Genomic DNA, 21,981 nt, shown 5'->3' on the forward strand with positions numbered 1-21,981 from the left:
AGTCATCTTAGAACATCCCCAGAGGGATCAGTGGGCGTGAGCCCAACAGCCAGAGCTGTTAATTATCAGAGCCGCCCCCGAATGAACGAGAGGAGGTACCTGCCTCTTCGGTCATGATCTTACATTGCCACCAGTCATTAAGGAAACTCCATAGGCGTTTTGAGTCAGCGACACTCCGCCGGCACCGTGGTTGTAAACCTACTTTTCGAGGTGTAAATCGAACAGGTTTACACGTCGAAAAGTAGGTTTACAACCTCCGAGATGCTGGATTGCCGGTCGCGTCGGAGCGGTAACACGAATCGCCGACCATGAGCCGAATTTCGACCGGAACAGTGGTGATCAGTAGAGGATGTCTGGGGAAGGCAGCCGAATTTGGCTGGGCCTGGTTGGCAGAGTCGGAACTCCTGCTTTGACGTCCACGCCACACCCTGTCAGCTGCACAGGCTGTGGCGTGACCGGTAGTGCGACATCGACTCTTTCGCAGCGAGCATTAAACTGGGCTTAGAAAAAAGCACCCGTCTCGTCAGCCGAGTTAGGCTGAGCCTTCTTGATGATGTAGTTGCTGACGGCGGCGGAAATGCCGACCAAAAGCTCGGCCTCTTCAAACGACGGTACACGCCCCTCACGCAGATGTCTGCCGTGCTCCGAGGCGTACCCCCAAGCTCTCGACACTGCCTGGTCAAGCGGCTGCGGAATCAATGATGTGTGTTTCTTGAGGATATCACCTAGGTTCGCTTTCTCATCGCCTGTGATTTTTCTCGCCACACATTCAAGCGACGCAATGGCGTGCTGAATTGCTCCCGTGGGGTCTGGGGCGGGTCGGCGTGATAGGTCGGAAATCGCTTGATGAAGTTCATTTGCAGCTGTCGGATGGCCAAACGCTTCGGCGGTTTGTCGAGCGTTGCTGAGAACAGTCTCGAATGATTCTGGCCCGCGCATCTCCAGCTGACCGTCGGCCAGTTTCCAACCAATCCCATTTTCTACGAAGTATTCATTGAGCTCGTTCTGGAAGTGCTCGTAGTTCTCGTAGCGATAGTTATGATTACCAAGGTTGTCCAGGACGCGCTCGATGATGTCGTATACTTTGAACCATTTGCATTCGAGAAGCAGGTCTTCCACTTCATTCGCAACATTGGGATATTCAGTCCAGTTGTTACGATCGGGTTGCTTTCTCAAGGCTTGGCACACTATTTCTCGGAGGGCTTTAGGGCCTAACCCGCACTCATAGCAGAGCGCGATTAGATAGGCGCGCAGCTCCTCCGGAGCATCTTCTCGGACGGTGATTTCGGCTTCTTGAATACCGGCGTACCCGTGGCGCTTGGAAAAAGGTTCCCGCATTGCGATTCTCCCTATGCAATCTGCCACTACGATCTTGCCTGAGCGTGAGCATGGGTCGCAATGTGCAAGAGAGATTGCCAGCCACCCAGCGCCGTCAAGGCCTACGGAGCGCTGGATTGCGCACGTCCCACGGTGAGGCGTCCGTTGTCATGGCCTTCCGGTCAGTGAGAGTGATGGGTCGCTGCCCGCGATGTAGTAAGTGCGACTTAACACTTAGAGCGAGGAGGCGAGTCTTTCCTCACCTGCCGAGTCGCCAGCAACAAGCTTCTGTGTTTGCTGCGGCTGTGGAATTGCTCGCAGTTCAACCTAGTTCAGTCTTGCGCAGGCAATGTCCTATCCCACAAGAATCCGACAGTAGAACGGCTCAAATCTAGCCGCCGCGCTGTCTCTGCCTTGCTCAAGCCAGCTTCTTTGCACTCAAGCACTTGCCGCAGCTTACTGGTGTCTCCAGGTCGCGCAGCTGGCCTTTTCGAAACACCCTCCGCTGAAAGGTGTGTCTTGATGTCGTCTGCACTGATTCGTGCTTCGAGCACTTTCAACTCTTCGACTGCCTGAGCGAGGACGGCGTCGACGGCGGTGTCGTCTCGTGTCGAGACCACCAACGCGAGGAGGGATACTGGGCTCAAACCCAGTGCCTCGGATAGCTCGACAAATTTTTCAACTGTGGGGCTGCTTTCGGCGTTCTCGATCCGACTCAGATAAGTGCGTGATGCTGCGGAAGCCAGGCTCTCTTGAGTGAAGCCCAAATTCTCTCTAAGCGATCGGATGACTGCTGCCAGTGCCGGCTTCAACAAAGCGATGTCCTCGGAAAAACGAGGATGTAGCCACGTCGTCATGTACAGTTACACATGACATAAGGTATAAAACTGTGCAAGCCGGTGGGTGGCGCCTTTCTGGTAGCCAGTGCTGTATTGGTAGCGCGCTAATGAGTGGGAGGCACTAACCGCACCTGTGACGGGGTGAGACGAGGTTTGGCATGCGAAGCGAGGCCATTCAATTATTGGATAAATCGAAATTCCATCTTCCTCACTCCAGCTCCCTGTGGCTCTGAGAAGGCATCGTAGCTCGCTGCTCGTGTGCCAGTTTTATCAATTGTAAGGAATGAAGTAGATGTCTAATCAGGTGGGGGCGCGCGATATTCACGGCTCTGGAGAACAGCAGAACCTAGGACGAGGTTTGCGACCGGAGATCATCTTGGCCCAAGCCATCGACTGGCCCGTTCACATCGACGCGTACCTATCCGACGCAGCGAAGCTCGGCGATCGATACGTGGCGCTCGTGTACGGCGACCGGTCGGGGGTGTCGGAAAATGGAATGACGGTTGCCACGCCAGTCCTGGAGTGCGTTGACGTCAGACAGGGCTTTAGGCTGATGCGTAGCGCTGGCGGAGATCACTACGTGATCGCAAGCGAGCAACGCACATGACGACCTGTAGCGCCTGTAGGGTGCGCGGGGTCGTTCGTTACCGTCGTGCCCGGTGAGTGAGGAGGCCTTGAGGCCAAATCGCAGTTCGTAAAGCGGAAACCACACCACTTCCTATTCCACCTGGAACATGTGCCCGTGAGCTGTGTCGCGCGGGCCCAGAAGAGTTGGTACAGGTACGTGTGCCAAAAAAATGCCTCTAAGGATGAACCATGGCTGATCTTGAAAAAATTACGATGACGATCAAGAATTTCGATGTGAAGGCATTAAGCGATCTTGATGCTCTTTACACAAGAGTGAGGATGGAAGATGCTCAGGGTAATACCTTTTACTTCAAGGAAGTGGTCGTCCCTAAATATCTCAAGAATCATGGGGCGATGACTACCGATGTACCCCGAACTTGGTATTTTAAAAAGATCTCAAGAAAATCCATCGTTGTCCTGGCTTTTGAAGGGAGAGGTGGGAAGGTTGAGTACGATTTAGAGGACATCCGGATGATCGCAAGGTCGACCGTGCTGAAGGGTATTGTGTTTTCAATTGCATCAATTCCAGCTGCAATTATTGTGGCCACCGCGACATTCGGATTAGGGCTCATCATCATCCCTTTCGGTTTTTGGTATGGTTATAGGAACATGTTCAAACTTCCCGGGATGTTAAGCCGCAAGCGGGTTTTGAACGACTTTGCACAACACGGAATTGTTGTTCGATAGCTAGTTGTGCGGCTGTAATAGCCGCTTGGATAGACAGAGGGACACGAATGTGGTTGGTGGGATCCGCGCAAGATGGGCGCTGGTTGTACGTCTATTAAGTATCAGGGGCTCCCACGCGGATTAGAGCAGGGGCATGACGGTGGCGGTGGGTGCTCAAGCGAAGTGGTCGGTCAGCAGGCACCAGAGCAATCCACCACGCGAAATCGTTCACCAGGCCAGGTCTCATTCGTCATCAAGAGCAAGGCGGTGCTGCTCCAGATGCTCAATTTCGCGCTGCCAGGCGTCTAAGAAATCAAGCCAATCCTGCAAGTAAAACCCTTCCGAAACCCTAGCTGCGGGGCCCAGCGCAAGCACGAAACGGGACTTCCACGGTTCTGGCATTTCACTATCCCGAACGATCCAGCATCCGATGGGATGCGCCTCCCATGGTAGTTCAGCAAGCTGCTCGAAACCGACCTTGCATTCAATTAGTGGGTGCTCGCGATCTAGCCTTTCTAGGTCGTCCAGTCGTTCCAATATCGCCGGAGCGCTTTTATCTCCTGGCTGCATCTCAGCGAGCTGCCAAATCGCCTCACGTCGTTCCCGTTCTCGCAGCCAAATTTCGTTCATAAGGATTCCATGTGAGTCCGTTTAGGAGGACTGGAGCGCGTATTATCCCATGCTCTGGCCAGCGTTAAAAAGCTTGCCGGTTGGATGAATCACCAATTCGGGGAGCCGATGGCTATGGAGAAGCACGTAATTGGGCTAGAGCGTCGTAACCTCGCTGAACTCGAAGTTGTCGAACGTTTGGCTGCAGCGATTGGGGCTGTGGCGTTTGAGGCTGAGGTTTCACTGTTACTGCGCTTGCACACCGTTGATCCAGAGTGCGCGATTCAATCGATCAGTCACTTTATTCATCCTTCGTTAATTGGGATGAGTGATGTGACTTTTTTAGTCCTGCAGCGGCTGGCTGATGAACTGGTAGAGCGGGAGCCCTTGCTGTTGCAGCGTCCGAGCTTTCGGTGCAGGAATGACCATGAAACAGCACTTCCCCTTGAGCTATGGTTTGCCATAGTCCGGCGCGCGCGCGAGTATTTTGATCCGGCGGAATCAGATGCGGCATTTTTGGTTGCCAGGTTGCGCGAAGGCTTTACGAGCGAGGAAGCGTTCCGCGCCCTTATCGAGGCGAAGCTATCCAAGTAGTCGTTGTGCCTGCGACAGATTGTTGAGGGCTGCGGCAGCGCCTTCCTGGACGATTCAGAAAAGGCTGGCCAGTCTCAGCCCAGGCTGTCAGCTTGAGGCCGCGACTGTCTCCTTGCTTCTCAAGTCTTCGACCGAGGATCATGGTCATCTAACTGTCGAACTACATTCTCCCAGATCGGCCAGGGGGGATATTGCTGCCTTGGCGCTCTCTCCCTTCCAGAGCCAACCTTGGCCGGCCTGCTGGATCAGTCTTGGCTGATAGATCTTCAGACGCCCAACCCATGCTCCAACCGCCGGATCAGATCCAAGGCTTCCTCAATGTGAACATCGATCGGGCGTTTATTGCCGAGGGTTCGCAGCGGCTTTGATAGCCATCTGATTGCCAAGGCCTCGTCGCCGAACAAACTGACTGATGCATCGAGGAGCTGAGGATCAATCGTACCCGACGAATCACGACTTTCAGGCGTTAAGCTCATGGCGTCTTCAATGGCGGCAGCAAGGGTTTCTAGGGCCTCTCCTAGGCGAGCGTTTTCACGAAAGTCTCCTTGGCTGGGCTGGTGCTGCTTGCAGTGACGCAGCAGCGCCTCCGCGTCATTGTTGTTCAAATCCAACGTAATAAGCATTTCAATTCCTCCAGAGGGAAGCATCAGGAGCCTTAGAGCATTCTAAATGCCCCAGTCCTTGGGGACGGGCCAGATCCAAAAAATAGGTCGTCAGCTAGCTCTCAGGCTGAGCGTTGCAACGCTCGCTGACCGACTCGGTTCGTTGTGCATGGACAGCAACCCGGTCGAAAGCACTATCAGGCCATGGGCAGTTGTGCGCTCCAATTGGTTATTTGACGGGTATCTGCGCAGTGGCAAACGAGCGGCAGCGATCATGACTTTGATCCGGTCGGCACGCATGACCGGAAATGATCCATAAATGTATCTGAAGGATGTTCTCACAGGCCTGCCGACGCAGAGGGCGAATGAAATCGATCAGTTGCTGCCGCATACGTGGCAATCGGTTTAACCGCGCGAGACTCTTACATTGGAGGGGCAAGGAAGGCGTGCGGGTGTAGAAAGAGACCAGGCAATAGCCGGACGAAGGCAGCGAAGCCGCCGTCATGATTTCAGCAGTTAAAGCCTCGTGCGTGGAAGTCTCAGGAAGATTCTTCAGGTTTATCCCTAGCGCTGCCTATTAATTGGCCGAGGCCCACCGCAGTGGTCTCCACGACTGCAAGCAGCCTATCTTCCTCCCAACCCTCCTTCGCCGTAGCCGACATGGGCAGGAGGCCATGGGGAAGCAGGGCCCGGTCTCTAAGCCGGGTACCAAGCATGGAATCGGCATCACCAGCCGGCGTAATGCGTAACGAGATGTCCCCACAGCTTCAGAGCATCCCCATCTGCCCGGAGCAATCGGAGCGCCTCAGATGCCGAAATCTGGGTGGGGCAGCCTCCCTTCAAGTAAAAGTCGTCCGTTCCTTGGGAGTAGAGATGCAGCAGCGTCAGAACCATCACACGCTGTACGTTAGTCATCTTTCGATACGAGCTGCGCATTGCCTTTAACGCCTCAGGAAGAGGCTCTGAGCGGTCATAGTCGTAGCCGCAAGGGCGCATGGTGTAGTGGCTGCCTTCGCTTCCGTAAGGGCGGGCTTTTGTGAAGCAGGCATCCAATTGGTACTTCCTTACAATGTCCCAAGCTACCGATCCGAATTTTTCCCCCCGGTGTGCGGCTGACTCAAATATCGGGGCGGGGATGCGGCAGACCATCGCCAAGGCTGCATTCTCGGTGCCGTCCAGACAAGGCATCTTTTCGACCAGATCTATTAAGGTGTATCCGGGAAAACGACCGGCTGCGAAGATCGGGTTAACGGCGGCGTAGGCGGCAAGGGCGACGGGCTTTTGGGAGTGATGCACATAGCAGTGGCTCGCGGTGTGCACGTCTGTAAACGCCCAGATCCCTGAGGACACTTCATGGACACCCAGTGTGTTTAGCAATTCCGCCGCTTCTGCCGATTGGTCGATGGAGTAGTTCATCCTGGCAATCCCCGTGTAAGTGTACGAGATGCTGGCCGGTGAACAATTTGCCTGCCAGCCGAACCTTCCTCATAGGCACGATAAAGCATTCGGTGTGGTTAAAAAATACTCACCAAAATGGTGAGCGTTCCTGATTCCTCACGACGGTGTTCTCGTGACCAATTGATCATGGGAAACGGGGTTGCCCATGCGTGCGAAACGCTGGTTAGGGGGGCTGCTCAATGATGAGCCCAGCGTTACAGAGGGCAGCGCGTGCCTCGCTTGGTTTCCTGTTATCGGTCGGCTGTTTTTCGGGTCAGTTGCGGCCTGTAAAGCCAGATTTGGTGGGCGTCATCACATGATGGCAAAACAATATCTCGATTTCGATAGCTGCTACTGGAGTACCCTTTGATATTTGGTCAGAGTTTTAGAATCTAGCCGGGGCTCCCTGCGAGCCAACGCTGGCGAGGTCACTGAAGGCCTGAAGTCGATTTTCCTGAAACGCTGCGACGCTGACTAAGTACATTTTTGATCAGCGGAAGGCTGATGGTTTACCGGGTTTTCTGAATGATTTTTCGAGTAGTACTCAGTCATCAGAGACTGATTGTGGCTTACGAATAGCTTGATTTGCTCTGAGGAGAGTGTCGGGACAAGCTTGGTTGCGCCACGTTGTTTTTCAGGTGATTTTCGCATGTGAAACCTCTGCTGAAGTAAACCGCTCTGGTTTTCAAGCGTAGACCTAGATCCAGCTTTCGGCGCGCTCATCCTGCCTCAGGCGATTTATCTAAAACCATATCGAGGGCTCCGGCCCTGGTCTGCCTAAAATCACGACTTTGCTCACCTCGCTTTACTCAGCCAGCTGTCCTGACAGATGAAGGCTTAGAGCTGTCTGGCGATGTCTTGACTTGGGAGGACGCTGCACGGCCAGGCGTGCAGCCGATTCATCCCCTAGCAGCAATATTTGATTCTGGGCCCGCGTGATCGCCGTATAGAGCAAACTTCGATCGAGTAGTCTGCTCGGAATCACTGGCACAATCACGATGGGCCATTGCGAACCCTGAGCCTTGTGAACAGTGAGTGCATAAGCCAGATCACATGATGGCAGTAGATCTTCGGTTAATGGGCGTCGTACTCCGTCATCCCAGTTCACCCATGCAATGGCAAAGCCGCAAATATTGCCTTCCTCATCATGCAACGGAGAAGGTGGATCTTCAATCTGTGTTATTCGCCCCAAGGATCCGTTCAGTATCCCAGCGTCCCAGTGATTTTTGTTGCTCACAATGGGGTCATTCAGCCGGAGGCCTGTTGAGATAAATTCACCCTCGGCCTCGCTCCAGACGCGCAGGGGTAGGGCGATACCATTTGCAGCTGCTTGGCACATCAGGTTAAGTGACCCAACTCCTAACACGCCGTTGCGAAGTGAGCATAGGATTTGCGTAGACTCTGGAGCCTTCATGTAGAGCCTGACGATGTTCTCAGCTACAGCTCTCAAACCCTCGGTTTGTTGAGTCTGAGGAGAACTGGGCAACACCGCTTTCCCCTGTTCTACAGAAGCATTCAGAAATGCCACAGGACGCTTTTCATCCTGGCCGACCTGCGGCCATATGCCTTGTCGAACCATCTGAGCGAAGGTGGCGATTTCATTGCCATGGCGCATGACTTGCGTCAAACGAGCATGAGGTATTCGTGGATGATCAATTAACTCATGGAACACCAGCCCAGGGCCCACAGGCATGAGTTGATCAGCATCCCCAACCAACAATAGCCGTGCATCCGGAGGGAGAGCCTGACACAGCCTGTACATCGTGATGACGTCCAGCATGCTGGCCTCATCGATCACCACGATTGTCTGTCCTCCAGCTATCAGCAGGTCTTTGGAATAGAGAAGGCTGGCCAGGGTTCGAGCAGGGCGTTGTGTGGCCTCCTTCATACGTTGAGCCGCGCGGCCCGCGATTGCTCCTTGGAACACAGTGATGCCGGATTCGTCGAAGTGTCGGTAAAGTGCTTTGAGCAACGTGGTTTTGCCAACGCCTGCGCCTCCGCTTAACAGGGCAATGCGATGTTTTGCAATTCTTTGAAGTGCGTGATGTTGCTCATCGGTCAGCTCGATGTGTTGGCCAGAGTGCTCAATATCCATATCGGACTGGCCAGTTCTTTTGGGCAAGATGCTGCTGAGGGAACTGTTGTTTGAAGGGTAGGGCGGTGTGAACAAGTCCGACGATTGGTTGGTCAGGCGCTCAATAATCGCGCGAGCGATAGTGGACTCCATTACCCAAGCGCCCAATTGCTGAAATTGTTGGTCACCATGGAGCTTCACCAGTACCCCGTGCTTCTGGGCTTCGGTCAGGGCGATGGCTGCTGACGAAGAGGGGGCGTTATTTGCGGTACTCAGAAGCAATTCCACGCGCCGCAGCAGGACGTGTCGGGGCGGTGCGGTATGACCTTCATCGAACAACCGGTACATTGCTTCTTCAGCTGCCCCAATCAGTCGACGTGGGTCATCTGCAGCGAGTCGATAGTGGCCTAGGGCGAACGCGTCGACTCCACGCCACGATCCCGAAAAGGAAAGCAGGCGGTAAGGGTCTTCGGCCAGCGCGTCTTCGAGTTTGTCTTCAAAATGGTTGATGGCATGTTCTGCCACGGAGTGAGGTATTCCATAGGCGTGAAGTCGTTGAATTACGGTGCAGTCACCGTAGTTCTTCCATCCGCTCACAAGGGCCCTGGCAGCTGCTTCGCTGATGCCTTGTACGGATGCAATCAGATCAACACGACCTTCCTTCAAAAGCTCGTAAAGACCCTCACCATAGGTTTCCCATAGGCGATTGGCCTTGGAAATGCCGATACCGCTGAACCGTTCGCCGTGAGCTAACAAGGTAATGATGTGCCGCCCATTGGGCAGCGCTAGTTTGATGTCGGTAGCGTCGATCTGACGTTCCGGAATTTTGATCCCATTGTATTCGCGCACATAGATGCTGGGCGTCCCACTTACATCCCACCACTGGCCAACCTCCACGGCTGTCGTGATGTGCAGCCGGTTCGGCACGGACACCACGAAATGTTCATTGTTGATGGCAGTTCCATCGAGGTGGATGGCGGCACCATAGAAGATGTAACCACCCTGACCGAGAGGATTCACACTTCGGATGGACAATACGCGGATGCGCCTCTGTACTGTCTGCGGCTGACTCATCGTGGTAGCCGCCCAGTGGTGCAGAGTGCTTCCTGGAGTTCTCTGAGCTTGCTCAGCTGATGTCGCAGCTCCCGGATTTCAGCACGCTGGCTCGCGTTTTCGGATTGGAGGCGGCGCACAGTCGATTCGAGGCTGGAATGGCCCGTGCGCTGGTCTAAAGCACCCTCTGATAGACTGGGCCCTGCTCGGTGACGGTGAGAGGCAGGGTCAGCAGTAAGCGCCTCCTTAGATTCGAGTTCGTCGATGAAGCTCGATGTGCTTTGTGTCTTCGGGAGGAGCGCGGGGCGAAGGACGTTCTCTGCACGTAGACGATCTTCAAGCTCCTTGAGTAGTGCTTTGATCTTTGGATTTTGGAGCAGAACCGACTTGGAGAAGCCGCATTCGATGGCTATGGTCTCTCGATGCAGAGAGCCTCGATAAGTCATTTCACTGAAATCCTGGGCGCTCTTACCTAAGATCCAGTTCCTGAACGTCTGTAGGTTTTCTCTACTGCTAGCCATCATCACCTCAGCTTCAGCGCCGATTTTTCTGTGCCTTGGCCCAGGTTAGCGCTAGACGAGGCGGATTCAGTACAGGTTAAGATTGTTGGTAGTGCAAGAAAGCTGGTGGTTCAAGCGGTGGTGGTTTCGTATAGGTAGTAGCTCTAACAGGTGGGGGTTCAAGAGATTCCAGGCACATCTCGGTGGAAGCCTGAGCTTTCCGAGGATTTGAGCTTGGTGACGAAAGCCTTAACCGCTTCCACGTGCTTGAGATCCCACAGTGAATTTCCGGTAAGCGTGTTTACTATGCGGTCACGGTGAAGTTTCAGCCCGCAGTCGGACAGGATCTTTTCATTGAACATACGGTTGAGAGCGTCCTTGACCAGCACCGGAAGCAGCTCAGGGGAGTTGTCGTCTTGCCCCATCGCAGTACCACCGAAGCCTTGACGAATCAGATCGTCTACTGAAATGCCGGTGATGGAGCTTGCCCCCTTTTCTACTCGGATCCGCGCCGCAATCGCCTGATCTCGCTCCTCCTCCAACAGGCGCACATAGGCCCGCAGCGTCTCGTCCGCGATAAGCGGCTTGGGCGAGGATGCCTTCTTATTCCCCCGGATGATTTGCCCTGATGTGCGAAGCTTTACGTATTGGAGAAGAACAGGGGAATTCCGTATGGATTGGGCTTTCGGGCCTTCCCATTCGTGGTCAATACAGTAACGTTCGACTGACGAAGGCGTTATGCGAATGTCCTGGGATTGAAGGTAGTCGCACGCCTTATGTATTCGGCGTAACGATTCATGTTGCCTAGGGTTGTTGGATACCCTTAAAAACTCGTCCAGTTGACTTTCTGAAGTCTGAGTTGAGTTCATCCGAACAGCTCCTCGTCGCCAGGTTGCTCCTCAAGGCCTGAGCGGCTATTGAGGGCCTGCCGGTCATGGGCCAACAATTCTGAAATCTTACTCAACGCACCTGTGGATACTCCAAGGTCAGTCGAGGCTGATTCTTCAAGTTTTACTATGGCAGCTGATAAATTCGGGTAGTTTTCTAGCCGCTTTTTGCCATCTAATACATCGTCTAAATCGTTGGTGCTCACCTGCTGTAGTATCATTGCCGATAACAAGTTACCAGCCTCTTGCGCATGCTCCGCAGATAAGGTCAACAGGAAGGGCTCAATACCGTTGGCCATCATCATCTTTGACAAGACCTGCTGTTTTTCAAGTTCGGCTTGGGCATTGGTGAAGCCGGGATTGAAGGAGCTCAGCTGTGTGATTTGGTCAAGCAGTGCAAATTGATGTGCATGCTCCAAAGTCACTTTAAGCTCCATGTTCGAACTCGACGTGAAAAGCGGTACATTTGGGGTGGCATCTGTAGCGATGATTTTGTCTCGGGCTATGATGTAGTCTGCCAGTTTTTCAATAGACTGTTCGGCCAACTGATATCTCGCCACCCACTCAGCCACGTCAAGCTCAAGCTCTCGATTCAGTAAATCGATCCTGTCACGAAGAACCCGAGCGGCTCGTTTGTTATCAGCATCCTCGGCATCCATCTTCAGCTCGTTGAGCTTGGCTACCTCTAAGCCTTTTTTACGAATCAAGTAAGCCAGATTGTTTACGGCAGTTATTTGACCCAAAAGGTGCGCGGGGCCAGTAATCCAGTAGCGACACAATCCACAGCGCTTTCCTCCAGGTACAGGCCCATATACCGGATTCTGTCTATCTACCAGCAAGAAACCGGTGCTGCAGGACGTCCCGGGGCATATGCCATCACTGTTGAGGACTATTATGCCATCGCCAATGCTCAGTGCTTCGACGCCAGGCCCTAATCCAGGGCCGTTCTGGCTTAGAAGGAATGGCGTGAATTCATTTAGTGCGTCAATAAAGGCTTTTGAACCCACGAAGTTTTGATCAGAGATCATATTTTCGTTTGCTTGAATAATAAACTCACGTAGCTTGGCGGGAGAGTGTTTGAGGTAGTGGAGTGTCATAATTATGACTTTATGCCCAACCATATATTGTTGAACAACCTCCACGGGAACGCCAGCCTCTATGAGGTTTGTGATACCGCTTACCCTAAGCGAATGGAGATCGACAGCCCAAGTCTTCTTGCCTTTTTCATCGGTCTTTACGAGTTGGATCTTATGGGCGTATTTTTCAAAAATCCTTTTTTCCACCACTTCTAGCAGCTGTGTGTATGCTCTTGCCAGTTTCGGATAGGTAATAGGCATAAGTTGTTCGACATTGGTCGGGTCGCGAAAGAGAGGGCAAACCTCTGGGCCTTTCTTGACTTCAGGCCGATACTCCCTCACGTCCTGCATATAATCACGGTATTTGAGCGGGGCGGTAATGGGTGGCAGGTATTGGGCAGACCAAATTTTCTGTACTGCTATCAGTTGCTCCAAGGTCGGAGAAACGTACGGAATTCGATAACCGTCGGATCCTGATTCGAAGTTACCGGTCTTATTTGTGTTAACCCACATGGATAACCAAGACTCGGATCGTAATCCGTCCTTCGTGATCTGAAGTACACCTTCCTTACGATCAACTATTAGGTACTTAGATGGATTGTGCTCATTGACTTTGAGTTCATGGTTGTATATGTACTCATCTAGATCACCTGAGTCCAGCCAACGAGCTTGGTGGCTACGAATAGGCGTGTCCAAGAGACTGTATAAGCAAATCGCTGGGCCAGGATAAAATACCCTCGTGCTATAGCCGGTGGCCTGCTCTATTGTAGGGACTGTTGCGCGGCTGAAAGTTTTTGGAATCGCAAAGTCATTTTCAATTAAGGCAGCCTTCATTTCCATTATAACGTATGGTGGAAGGGCCTCCCTTGGCGTCTTCATAATAGAAGTAAACGACCCAATGCTGTCTGTTTCATGGATAGGTATAGTGAACTGGCTTTCAGCTACCATGCCGGCAGCTATTAAATAATCAGATAGCCATATAAAGAAAGAGCGGAGTGTTGAGAGCGAAGATTTTATACGCTTTCCGTTGCCAGAGTAAACTGCAAGTGCAAAGGTGAAAAACGTTTTAGTGTTGCGCAGTGTTACATCGGTTATATGCTCTTGTCGAGTCACGAGCCAGGGTTTGGTAGGTGGGTTATCGAGTGTTCCCAGAAAGTCCAAAAAGTTGTTAAGCGTGGCGAGTTTTGCGGTGAGTCTGGCATTTTTTAAACTTGAAATATACAGGTGGAAATAATGTTGCCATTCCGTCAGGTGCGGGTAGGTATCTTGTACCCATCCAAAATTTATATCCCGAGCTGCCACTGTTTTCTGTTTGAAAATCCTACGGGTTGAAAGCTTGACTTTTGCATTCGGGTTTTCTGAATTGTAGCCAGCAAGCAAGCTCAATTTAAGCTTGTGGATGTCGCTCAAAACCCGCATTTCATAATCAGGGTCTGAGTTGTTTTGTAAAAAAATCCCCTCTAAGGTTGATGTATACTTGTCCACAGCCGCTGGTGATATATCCGCTCTGTCGATGGTGGTAGATGCAGCAAAAAATGATATTATTCGATTTAATCTATTGTCGTAATGTCCGCTGGTGTTTCCGGTGCTATAGAGCTGTCTTAGTGTGTTCGTGATTCGTGGGTTAGCTTTGAATAAAAGCTGCCATTTGCCGTTCACTTTCCAATCAAACAGCCTCGGCGAAAAAATCATAAGCCCGGCTTGCCATAGCGTTCGTAAGCTTTCGAATATACGGAGATTATTCTGATCTTTTTTTGGTAGATCTAGAAGATTGGCGAGATCATCTACGAATGTCTGTACGTCAGGGCTGTCCTTTAACATTTGCTCGTAGTCTGGCCCGAATAGCCGCTTCGGAGTCCGCAGGGCAAAATTTACATCCTCCCTGGTATAGGGAGTATTCGCCGAGAGAAGATGGCTCTGCTCTTCAAGGGATAGAGATTGTGTGTAGCGAATAGAGTCTGCAGTGCTCATCTCCAGCTTCGTAATTTTCTGGACAAAACCAAGCGACAAGTGCATGAAAGCTGTACGGCCTCCCGAAATTGCCCTGGATGCAAACCCTTGTAAAATCGTCCGTCCATTTTCAACTACTTCACTAAAAAGCGTTTTGCGCCATATTTCTTTATAGAACTTCTCGTTCGCGGAAGCTAGCGCTTCGATCGCATCTTCTTTCGTCACAAACCCGAACACTATGCAGCGGCATGGGTCGAGATTGAGAATTATCATTTTCTTTGAAGCAGTCGCAATGTCAGTAAAGTACTTGATTTCGTTGTCAAGTGTTCCTTTCATCACAACCTCTCAATCATTCTATTCATGCTGGCGACGAACTCAGGGATTTCTTCATACAACTTTTGCTGACCTCTTTTTATAGCATCTCTCACAACACGTTCATCAATGGAGTAATAGATTCGTGTGGATTGAACCGAGGCGTGCCGCATCATCAACTGCAGCGTATGTTCAGGTATGTTGAGAAAAGAGGCGGCGAAATGCCCATAAAAATGTCGTGCACCATGAGGGTTGACGCCTGGGTCTGATGCTCTCAACCCGACCCTGGCAGCGGCTCTGTAAAAACTCTTCGTAAGATTTGACATGGTCAGAGGTCGACCAAAATCACTGTCTTTCACGTTAATGAAGTAATAAGGGTGGGCGTCTGTAGCGTTACTCCTAAGTTCATGCATGTATTTTCTATGGAGTTTCGCAAACAGTATTCCCATCTGTGGCACTAACCAATAAAAATCCGCGCCGTAGCCTTTGTGGGTGTACATCATTCCTTTCCAACCTGCGTGCATCGGATCTTTGATAGCCAACCGATTACGAGGAGTCAGTTGATATCGACCCCACAGGAACTCGGCTCTCATGCCTTTGTGTGCGCCAGTGAATGGCGAGTCCCACGTGTAAATACCCAGTTCAGGATGAGTCAGGTGGATGAGGGCAGGTTCATCTTCTATTGGTGTCGTAACATCTGTAGCAAATAAATGAAAGAGTTCCGACTCTCTTAATCCCCCAAAAAACAAGATGAGGAACGCAAGGAAGTCGCGTATGTTTTTCGTGTTTGCAAGTAATGGTAATACTTTTTCTGGCGGGAAGTAGTCATTATGCTGGGCCTGTTTTAATAACTTCGGCTTTGGTGAAAAAGAGTAATTGCCGATGATTCCCTGGCCCAGTTGTGTTTCTGGAGTAAGGTGATGGAGCATATCCCATTTTGATCGATTTTTGATTTCAGCGTAATAATTTGTATGCTCTGAAATGTTTAGGTCTTGAAGTAACTTTTGTTCATAAGGATTTATTGATAAGGTGCCAAGGTTGTCATGGCAGAACTTAGAGAATGCACTCGCATATCTTACATCATCGATGGCGGCTTTCTTGCTAACTGGTGCCCAACCCAACTTTTCATTTCCATATTCTCGGGCCTCAAAGAACTGTCGCATAAGCCCCCGCATTTCGTTTGCGGCGAGAGACTTGCCTTTGTAAATAATGTTGTAGAAGTCGTAGAAGCGGCCAACTCCTTGGATGGCTCGGTAAAGATGGTGCTGGCTTCGGCTATCACTCACCATCATGTCCCTTGCCCAAGCCAGTGCGTAGAGACTGACTCTGCCGTCGCTGAGTATGAGCAAAGGTATCGAACGCCCCACGATTTTTGGAGCGACCGGGACTTCAATGACCGAGTACAACGTCCTACGGATCATAATGGTAAGAGAGTACTAGTTAGGGAGTCATTACTGTATAGGCGGGCTATGAGGGTTTCGCCATTGGCTCTCATGACCAGCAGACGAAAGGTAGATATGAGATTTTCGGGGTAGGAATTGGAGCGATCAGTAGCGGCGGGGGGGTCAGATCGATGCGAGCGGGTGAACCGCGCCCGGCTTGAGAGGGAGTAGTTTTGCTAGTATAGGGTCAAGAACGATGGCGAACATGAAACCACGTGCCGAGTTGGCCCAGTCGGCGCCGATGGCCAGGACACTGGCGATGTCAAAAGCACTGACAATCTTGCCGCTGGCGCCAAGTTTGATCTTGTCGCGCAGGTTCAACCCCACCAGGGTGTTATGCACGAATAGCAGACCTTCACGCAGTGGCACGCCAATATGGTCGGTGAACTCTACCGGCGCTGCGCCCGTGCCGCCTTCCTTGCCATCGACAACGATGAAGTCTGGCAGGATTCCAGTTTCCATCATCGCCTTGGCGATACCCATGAATTCCCAGGGATGGCCCAGACAGAACTTGAAGCCCACCGGTTTGCCACCCGAGAGCTCACGCAACTGGGCAATGAACTGCATCAGTTCGATCGGTGTGGAAAAGGCGCTGTGGCGTGAAGGTGAAATGCAGTCTTCCCCCATCATCACCCCGCGGGTTTCGGCGATTTCACGGGTGACCTTGTGCTTGGGCAGAATGCCGCCATGGCCGGGCTTGGCGCCCTGGCTCATCTTGATCTCGATCATCCGCACCTGCGGGTCGCGCGCCTGTTCGGCGAAGCGCTCGGGGTCGAAGCGCCCGTCGGCGGTGCGACAGCCAAAGTAACCGCTGCCCAGTTCCCAGGTCAGGTCGCCGCCGTGTTCGCGGTGATAGGGGCTGATACTGCCTTCACCGGTGTCATGGGCAAAATTGCCCAGTTTGGCACCCTGGTTCAGCGCGCGAATGGCATTGGCACTGAGCGAGCCGAAGCTCATTGCCGAGATATTGAACACCGAGGCCGAATAGGGCTGGGTGCACTGCGGGCCGCCAACGATCACCCGAAAGCTCGCCGGATCACTCAACGGCGCCGGGCGCATCGAGTGACCGATAAATTCGAAACCCGACTGATAGACATCGATCAAGGTACCGAAGGGTTTGTCGGACGCCTCGTTCTTGGCCCGGGCATACACCAGTGAGCGTTGCGCCCGGGAGAAGGGCAGGGCATCGCTGTCGGCTTCGAGCAAATACTGACGGATTTCCGGGCGAATTCCTTCGACCAGGTAGCGAATGTTGCCGAGGATCGGGTAGTTGCGCCGCACCGCGTGAGGGCTTTGCAGCAGGTCGAACAGACCGATCAAACTGAGCACCGCGGTGGTAAGGGTGAACGGCCACAGCCATTCATGCTGGAGAAACGGCAGGCTCGCCAGGGTGAACAATACACAAGCGGCAAAAAAGGCGTAGCGGCTGAGAAGTGACAGGCTCATACAGGTTCCTTACGATGGCGCGGTCAGGCTCAGGGCCTGGACAATCCCCGACCTTAGCCCGGTTGGGCGCGTCAACGCCAGCCTGTAAACATGAAGCTTTGCCGTGTTTCAGGCGGAGCGAAAATCATTCTCATGGTTGCAGCCCAGGCGCACGGATCAAGCGATCGCGCAGTTCGCCCTGCTGGGCCGGCGCTACGCCTGGCTCGTAGTGAAGGGTTCCGGCAATCAGGCTGGCGACGGGTACGCCGTCGCGGTAGAGCACGCGGTTAGCGCTCAGTGCCGGTACTTTGTTGCCCGGCAGCAGCGTGCCGACCAGGTTCAACGGATCGCTGGCGCTGATGGCGATCAGGCTGGCGTCCAACGCGCGTCTGCGCACTTCACGCATCAATGCCACCGCTTCGGGCAGGGCGAATTGCTCGCCGGCCAGGCCGCTTATAAAGCGCCCGCCACGGATTTCTCCGCGGGCTTCCAGGCGGTGGTAGCAACGCAACAGCTCGCGCCAGGTGGGTAAGCAGTCGGCCTCGCGTTCCAGCAGCCGCCAGCAGATCACACCATAGCGGCGCAGCAAGGTGCGGGCGATGTGCTCGAGGTTTTCATCAGGATTTTCGGCTGCCGAGGTTTTGCGCAACAAGGCCCAGCGTCCGGCGTCGTCCATGCCGCCGAACACGGCAGCACGTCCACGACGCGGGCTACGGCCTCGGCGTTTGCTGGCTGGGGTGATCAGGGCACGCAGGCCAGCGAAGCTGTCGGCGCTGACTAAGCCGGCTGCCACCAATTCTTGCAAGGCATTTTCCAGCTCGCTGGGGAGCAGATGGGCGTCATGCACCAGCTCATCAAAGAACAGCGCGCCGTGCTCGCTCAGGGCGTTGTGTACCCGCTGTGCGCGCAGACTCAGTTCGCTGCTATCCAAGGCTGGGCTCAAGGCTCGCCAAAGGCTGAGACGGGGGCGCGGCAGTATCACCAGCGGGGTACTGCGCAGCGTACTGGTGGCGGCACTTGGAGCCAGGCGAGTCCAGGCGAACTTACCGGCGCGGCAGGCCTCATCGAGCCAGCGGGGGCTGTAATCCTTGAGACGAGTCGGCAGCAGGTCGCTTTCCCAGACTGCCGCCGCTGCCGGGTAGCCTTCGAGCAGGTCCAGGGCCGCGCTCAATGCACTCTGGCCCTGCAATCGGCTAGCAGGCGAAAGATGCTGCCAGTCGAACAGAAAACGCATGAAATCCTGCAGGCTGACCGGTTCGATCTCCCGGCGCAGGCGCTTGATGGTGTAACGATGAATCCGCGCCAGCAGGTGGCGCTCACACCATTGCAATGCCGACTGCACGTGGAGGAAGTAGCCGCGCATGACATAGCCTTCAGTTTCCAGACGGGCCAGTGCCTGTTCGGTATCCGCTGCGGACAGTTGCAGCGGGTTGGCGATCTGCGTGGTAGTAAGCGGACCGAAGCCACTCAGGCGTGCGCGCAACAGTTCAACCAACGCTGCGTCAGCATCCAGCGCTTGGTCAAATCCTGGTAACGCCGGGAGGTTCGGGGTTATCTGGGCCCATGGATACACCGCACGTAACAGCTCCAGGCGTTCACGCGCCAGCCACAGGGACTGACCTTCAGCCAACTGCAAACGGCAGGCACGGCCTTGTTGTTGCAGTGCCTCAAGCCAGGCCTGCCAGCCGCTGTTGGCTGAGGCTTCGACGTGGCTAACACAGGCCAGGCTCATCAGCGTTTCATGCATTTCATCGCTACGGGTTGGCAGCGGCCAGGCCTCTGCTTGCACTGCAGTAATGGCCTCGGGGTCAAGGGCACCCAGGTCATCGCTGTCCTGCGCCTCGTTCCAGCGCCGATTGAGTACCGCCTGGGTACGCCGTTCCTCCAGCGGTGCATCGTCGAGGAACGTATAGGGGCGCGCATTGAGAATCGCCGAGGCCAAGGGGGAAGGGGCTGGCAGGTCACGGCTGATCAAGCGGATCTGGCCTTGCTCGATGCGCCGCAGCAAGGCCAACCAGCCCTCACAGTCCATCGCGTCGTGCAGGCAGTCGTCGACGGTTTGCTCGACCAGCGGGTGATCCGGGATCTGCCGTTCGCCGACGAGGTTTTCCAGGCAGGCAATCTGGTCAGGGAATACTGCGGCGATAAGGTCTTCGCTTTTCATCCGCTGGATCTGCGGCGCCACTTTGCGCCCACCGACAAAGCGCGGCAAGGCCAGGGCAACACCGGCATTCCAGCGCCAACGAACGCCGAACAGTGGTGCGTCGAGCAGGGCCTGTATCAGGATCGACTCGGCGTTATTGCTCGACAGGTAGCGCCACACCTCGTCCAGGCTAAAGCTGTGGCTGGCTGACAGCGACAGAACAATGGCATCTTCGCTGGCTGCCGCCTGCAGTTCAAAGTTGAAGGTGCGGCACAAGCGCTTGCGCAATGCCAGGCCCCAGGCCCGGTTGATCCGGCTGCCAAACGGCGAGTGGATGATCAATTGGGTGCCGCCGGACTCGTCGAAGAAACGTTCCATGATCAGCGTCTGTTGCGAGGGCAGGGCACCGAGCACCTGACGCGTGCGGGCCAGGTAGTCGAGCAACTGTTCAGCGCTGTCGCTGGCGAGGCCGATCACTTCCTGCAACCAGGTGAGCGCGTCCTGTAACTGACCGCCTGATTCGCTCAAACGCCGGTCAATCTCGCCTTGCAGACGGGCAACCGCGAACGACAATTCATCGCTTCGCCCCGGTGCCTCGCCCAGCCAGAAGGGGATGCTTGGCGGCATTCCCTTGGCATCCTCGACACGGATCTTGCCGCTTTCCACACGCAGGATGCGGTAGGAGGTATTGCCCAACTGGAAAATATCGCCGGCGATGCTTTCCACCGCAAAGTCTTCGTTGACGCTGCCGATGTTCAACCCTTGGGGGTCGAGCATTACCGCATAGTCGGCATTATCGGGGATGGTGCCGCCGCTGGTCAGTGCGCTCAACTGGCTGCCACGGCGTCCACGCAGGCTACTGGTGACAGCGTCGCGATGCACGTAGGCGCTGCGCACACCCTGACGGCCATTGAAGCCTTCGCTGAGCATGCGCAGCAGGGCTTGGTAGTGCGCCGGGTCCAGCTCGGCGTAGGGCATGGCCTGGCGCAGGCAATCGAATAACGCGAGTTCTTGCCAGGGCTGGCAACTGACTTCGGCAACGATCTGTTGCGCCAGTACATCCAGCGGTGCGTGAGGAATATGCAGCAGGTCCAGTTCGCCACGACGAACACCGTCGAGCAGCGCCGCGCACTCAATCAGGTCGTCCCGTGACAGCGCAAACAGGCGGCCTTTTGAGGTGCCGTCAACCTGGTGGCCGGCGCGTCCGATCCGTTGCAGAAAAGCTGCGATCGAGCCTGGCGAACCGATCTGGCAGACCAGGTCGACCTCACCGATATCAATCCCCAGTTCCAGCGAGGCGGTGGCCACCAGCACTTGCAGTTCACCGCGCTTGAGACGCTGCTCAGCATCCAGACGGTATTCCTTGGCCAGGCTGCCATGGTGCGCGGCTACCGCCTGCACACCCAGGCGTTCGCTCAGGTGTCGGGTTAAACGCTCGGCCAGGCGTCGGGTATTGACGAACACCAGGGTGGTGCGGTGCTCACGAGCAAGCGCAGCCAGGCGGTCGTAGACCAGGTCCCAGACATCGGTAGCCATCACCGCGCCCAAGGGCACCGGCGGCACTTCCAGGGCCAGATCACGACTGCGGGCATGGCCGATATCGACAATCGCACAGTCTCGGCCCTGGCCCACCAGAAACTCGGCGACCCGTTGCACCGGGCGTTGCGTGGCTGACAGGCCAATCCGCCGCAACGGCCGGCCACACAGGGCTTGCAGTCGCTCAAGGCTGAGAGCCAGGTGACTGCCGCGCTTATTGCCGGCCAAGGCATGGATTTCGTCGACGATCACCGTGTGTACACTGGCCAGGCCTTGGCGGCCGGAATCGGAGCCGAGCAGCACATACAACGATTCAGGGGTGGTCACCAGGATATGCGGCGCCTGGCGGCGCATGGCAGTGCGTTCCTTTTGTGGAGTATCGCCGCTGCGCACAGCGGAGCGAATGGCTAGCGGCTCATGGCCTTGCTCGACCAGTGCTTCATTGATACCGGCCAGCGGCGCTTGCAGATTGATCTGGATATCGTTGGACAGCGCCTTGAGGGGGGAGACGTAGACCACTTGGGTCTGGTCGGGCAGTTGCCCATTGGCCAGGCCTTGTTCGAACAGTTCGTCGAGGATGGCCAGGAACGCAGTGAGGGTCTTGCCTGAACCTGTGGGGGCCGCCACCAACAGCGACTGCCCCCTTCGAATCAGCGGCCAGGCTTGCGCCTGCGCGGCGGTCACGCTCGGGAAGCGGCGCTCAAACCAGGCGCGCACAGCGGGATGGAAGGCGTCCAGTTCCGGGTGATTCAGGGCAGGCAGGTTCATGGACTGTTTATGCGGCCATCAGGCGAGGGTTGCAAGATACGTTCGTCAGACGGCGTTGACGCCTTCGCCGGCAAGGCCGGCTCCTACGGCGATGCGATTGTGCAGTGCTCGACAACATGTGATC

14 protein-coding genes and 2 pseudogenes are annotated in these 21,981 nt (G+C 54.6%); 4 read left to right on the forward strand and 12 right to left on the reverse strand.

Going from position 1 to position 21,981, the window contains the following annotated elements; translation table 11 throughout:
- Positions 1-501: 501 nt before the first annotated feature.
- On the reverse strand, positions 502-1,338 hold the full coding sequence (locus tag ACQRAX_RS19125) for an AbiJ-NTD4 domain-containing protein (RefSeq protein WP_412041149.1): 837 nt from the start codon (positions 1,336-1,338) through the stop codon (positions 502-504).
- Between the two features lie 311 nt (positions 1,339-1,649).
- Positions 1,650-2,174 (reverse strand): helix-turn-helix domain-containing protein, encoded by a 525-nt coding sequence (locus ACQRAX_RS19130; protein ID WP_412041148.1) that lies wholly within the window; start codon positions 2,172-2,174, stop codon positions 1,650-1,652.
- 274 nt (positions 2,175-2,448) lie between these two features.
- Between ACQRAX_RS19130 and ACQRAX_RS19135 the strand changes: the two genes are divergently transcribed.
- Entirely contained in the window at positions 2,449-2,763 is a 315-nt protein-coding gene (locus ACQRAX_RS19135) for a hypothetical protein (protein WP_412041147.1), read from the forward strand.
- Between the two features lie 209 nt (positions 2,764-2,972).
- The gene (locus ACQRAX_RS19140; RefSeq protein ID WP_412041146.1) at positions 2,973-3,470 is read left to right on the forward strand and encodes a hypothetical protein; all 498 of its coding nucleotides are present in this window, start codon (positions 2,973-2,975) and stop codon (positions 3,468-3,470) included.
- A 222-nt stretch (positions 3,471-3,692) separates the two neighbouring features.
- Here the strand turns inward: ACQRAX_RS19140 and ACQRAX_RS19145 are convergent, their stop codons facing one another.
- On the reverse strand, positions 3,693-4,079 hold the full coding sequence (locus ACQRAX_RS19145) for a hypothetical protein (RefSeq protein ID WP_412041145.1): 387 nt from the start codon (positions 4,077-4,079) through the stop codon (positions 3,693-3,695).
- A gap of 114 nt (positions 4,080-4,193) precedes the next feature.
- Here ACQRAX_RS19145 and ACQRAX_RS19150 point away from each other — a divergent pair, with 114 nt between their 5' ends.
- Complete coding sequence (locus ACQRAX_RS19150) at positions 4,194-4,652, forward strand: hypothetical protein (RefSeq protein ID WP_412041144.1); 459 nt, start codon at positions 4,194-4,196, stop codon at positions 4,650-4,652.
- 266 nt (positions 4,653-4,918) lie between these two features.
- On the opposite strand, the gene ACQRAX_RS19155 is transcribed toward ACQRAX_RS19150, so the two are convergent.
- Complete coding sequence (locus tag ACQRAX_RS19155) at positions 4,919-5,275, reverse strand: antitoxin Xre/MbcA/ParS toxin-binding domain-containing protein (RefSeq protein WP_412041143.1); 357 nt, start codon at positions 5,273-5,275, stop codon at positions 4,919-4,921.
- Positions 5,276-5,426: 151 nt separating this feature from the next.
- On the opposite strand from ACQRAX_RS19155, the pseudogene ACQRAX_RS19160 reads away from it, so the two are divergent.
- A pseudogene (locus ACQRAX_RS19160) lies at positions 5,427-5,663 on the forward strand (transposase domain-containing protein); the annotation flags it as partial.
- 317 nt (positions 5,664-5,980) lie between these two features.
- Here ACQRAX_RS19160 and ACQRAX_RS19165 read toward each other — a convergent pair.
- The 8 genes and pseudogenes from ACQRAX_RS19165 to ACQRAX_RS19200 all read right to left on the reverse strand — a co-directional run bounded on the left by ACQRAX_RS19165 (position 5,981) and on the right by ACQRAX_RS19200 (position 21,857).
- On the reverse strand, positions 5,981-6,670 hold the full coding sequence (locus tag ACQRAX_RS19165; RefSeq protein WP_412041142.1) for a hypothetical protein: 690 nt from the start codon (positions 6,668-6,670) through the stop codon (positions 5,981-5,983).
- A gap of 826 nt (positions 6,671-7,496) precedes the next feature.
- Positions 7,497-9,839, reverse strand: a complete 2,343-nt coding sequence (locus ACQRAX_RS19170) for an ATP-dependent DNA helicase (protein ID WP_412041141.1) — start codon at positions 9,837-9,839, stop codon at positions 7,497-7,499.
- Positions 9,836-10,342 (reverse strand): VPA1267 family protein, encoded by a 507-nt coding sequence (locus ACQRAX_RS19175; RefSeq protein WP_427867750.1) that lies wholly within the window; start codon positions 10,340-10,342, stop codon positions 9,836-9,838. Before ACQRAX_RS19175 ends, ACQRAX_RS19170 begins: the two co-directional genes overlap by 4 nt.
- A 155-nt stretch (positions 10,343-10,497) precedes the next feature.
- Positions 10,498-11,187 (reverse strand): hypothetical protein, encoded by a 690-nt coding sequence (locus tag ACQRAX_RS19180; protein ID WP_412041140.1) that lies wholly within the window; start codon positions 11,185-11,187, stop codon positions 10,498-10,500.
- Positions 11,184-14,567 carry a VPA1269 family protein gene (locus ACQRAX_RS19185; RefSeq protein ID WP_412041139.1) on the reverse strand — a complete coding sequence of 1,128 codons (3,384 nt, stop codon included), beginning with the start codon at positions 14,565-14,567 and terminating at the stop codon, positions 11,184-11,186. The genes ACQRAX_RS19180 and ACQRAX_RS19185 overlap by 4 nt, the downstream gene beginning before the upstream one ends.
- On the reverse strand, positions 14,567-15,835 hold the full coding sequence (locus ACQRAX_RS19190) for a hypothetical protein (RefSeq protein ID WP_412041138.1): 1,269 nt from the start codon (positions 15,833-15,835) through the stop codon (positions 14,567-14,569). Before ACQRAX_RS19190 ends, ACQRAX_RS19185 begins: the two co-directional genes overlap by 1 nt.
- 345 nt (positions 15,836-16,180) lie before the next feature.
- Positions 16,181-17,431, reverse strand: a pseudogene (locus ACQRAX_RS19195) (FMN-binding glutamate synthase family protein); the annotation flags it as partial.
- Between the two features lie 130 nt (positions 17,432-17,561).
- On the reverse strand, positions 17,562-21,857 hold the full coding sequence (locus tag ACQRAX_RS19200) for a DEAD/DEAH box helicase (protein WP_412041137.1): 4,296 nt from the start codon (positions 21,855-21,857) through the stop codon (positions 17,562-17,564).
- Between the last annotated feature and the right edge of the window lie 124 nt (positions 21,858-21,981).

The organism is Pseudomonas sp. UM16, from assembly GCF_050312595.1.
GTDB lineage: Bacteria > Pseudomonadota > Gammaproteobacteria > Pseudomonadales > Pseudomonadaceae > Aquipseudomonas.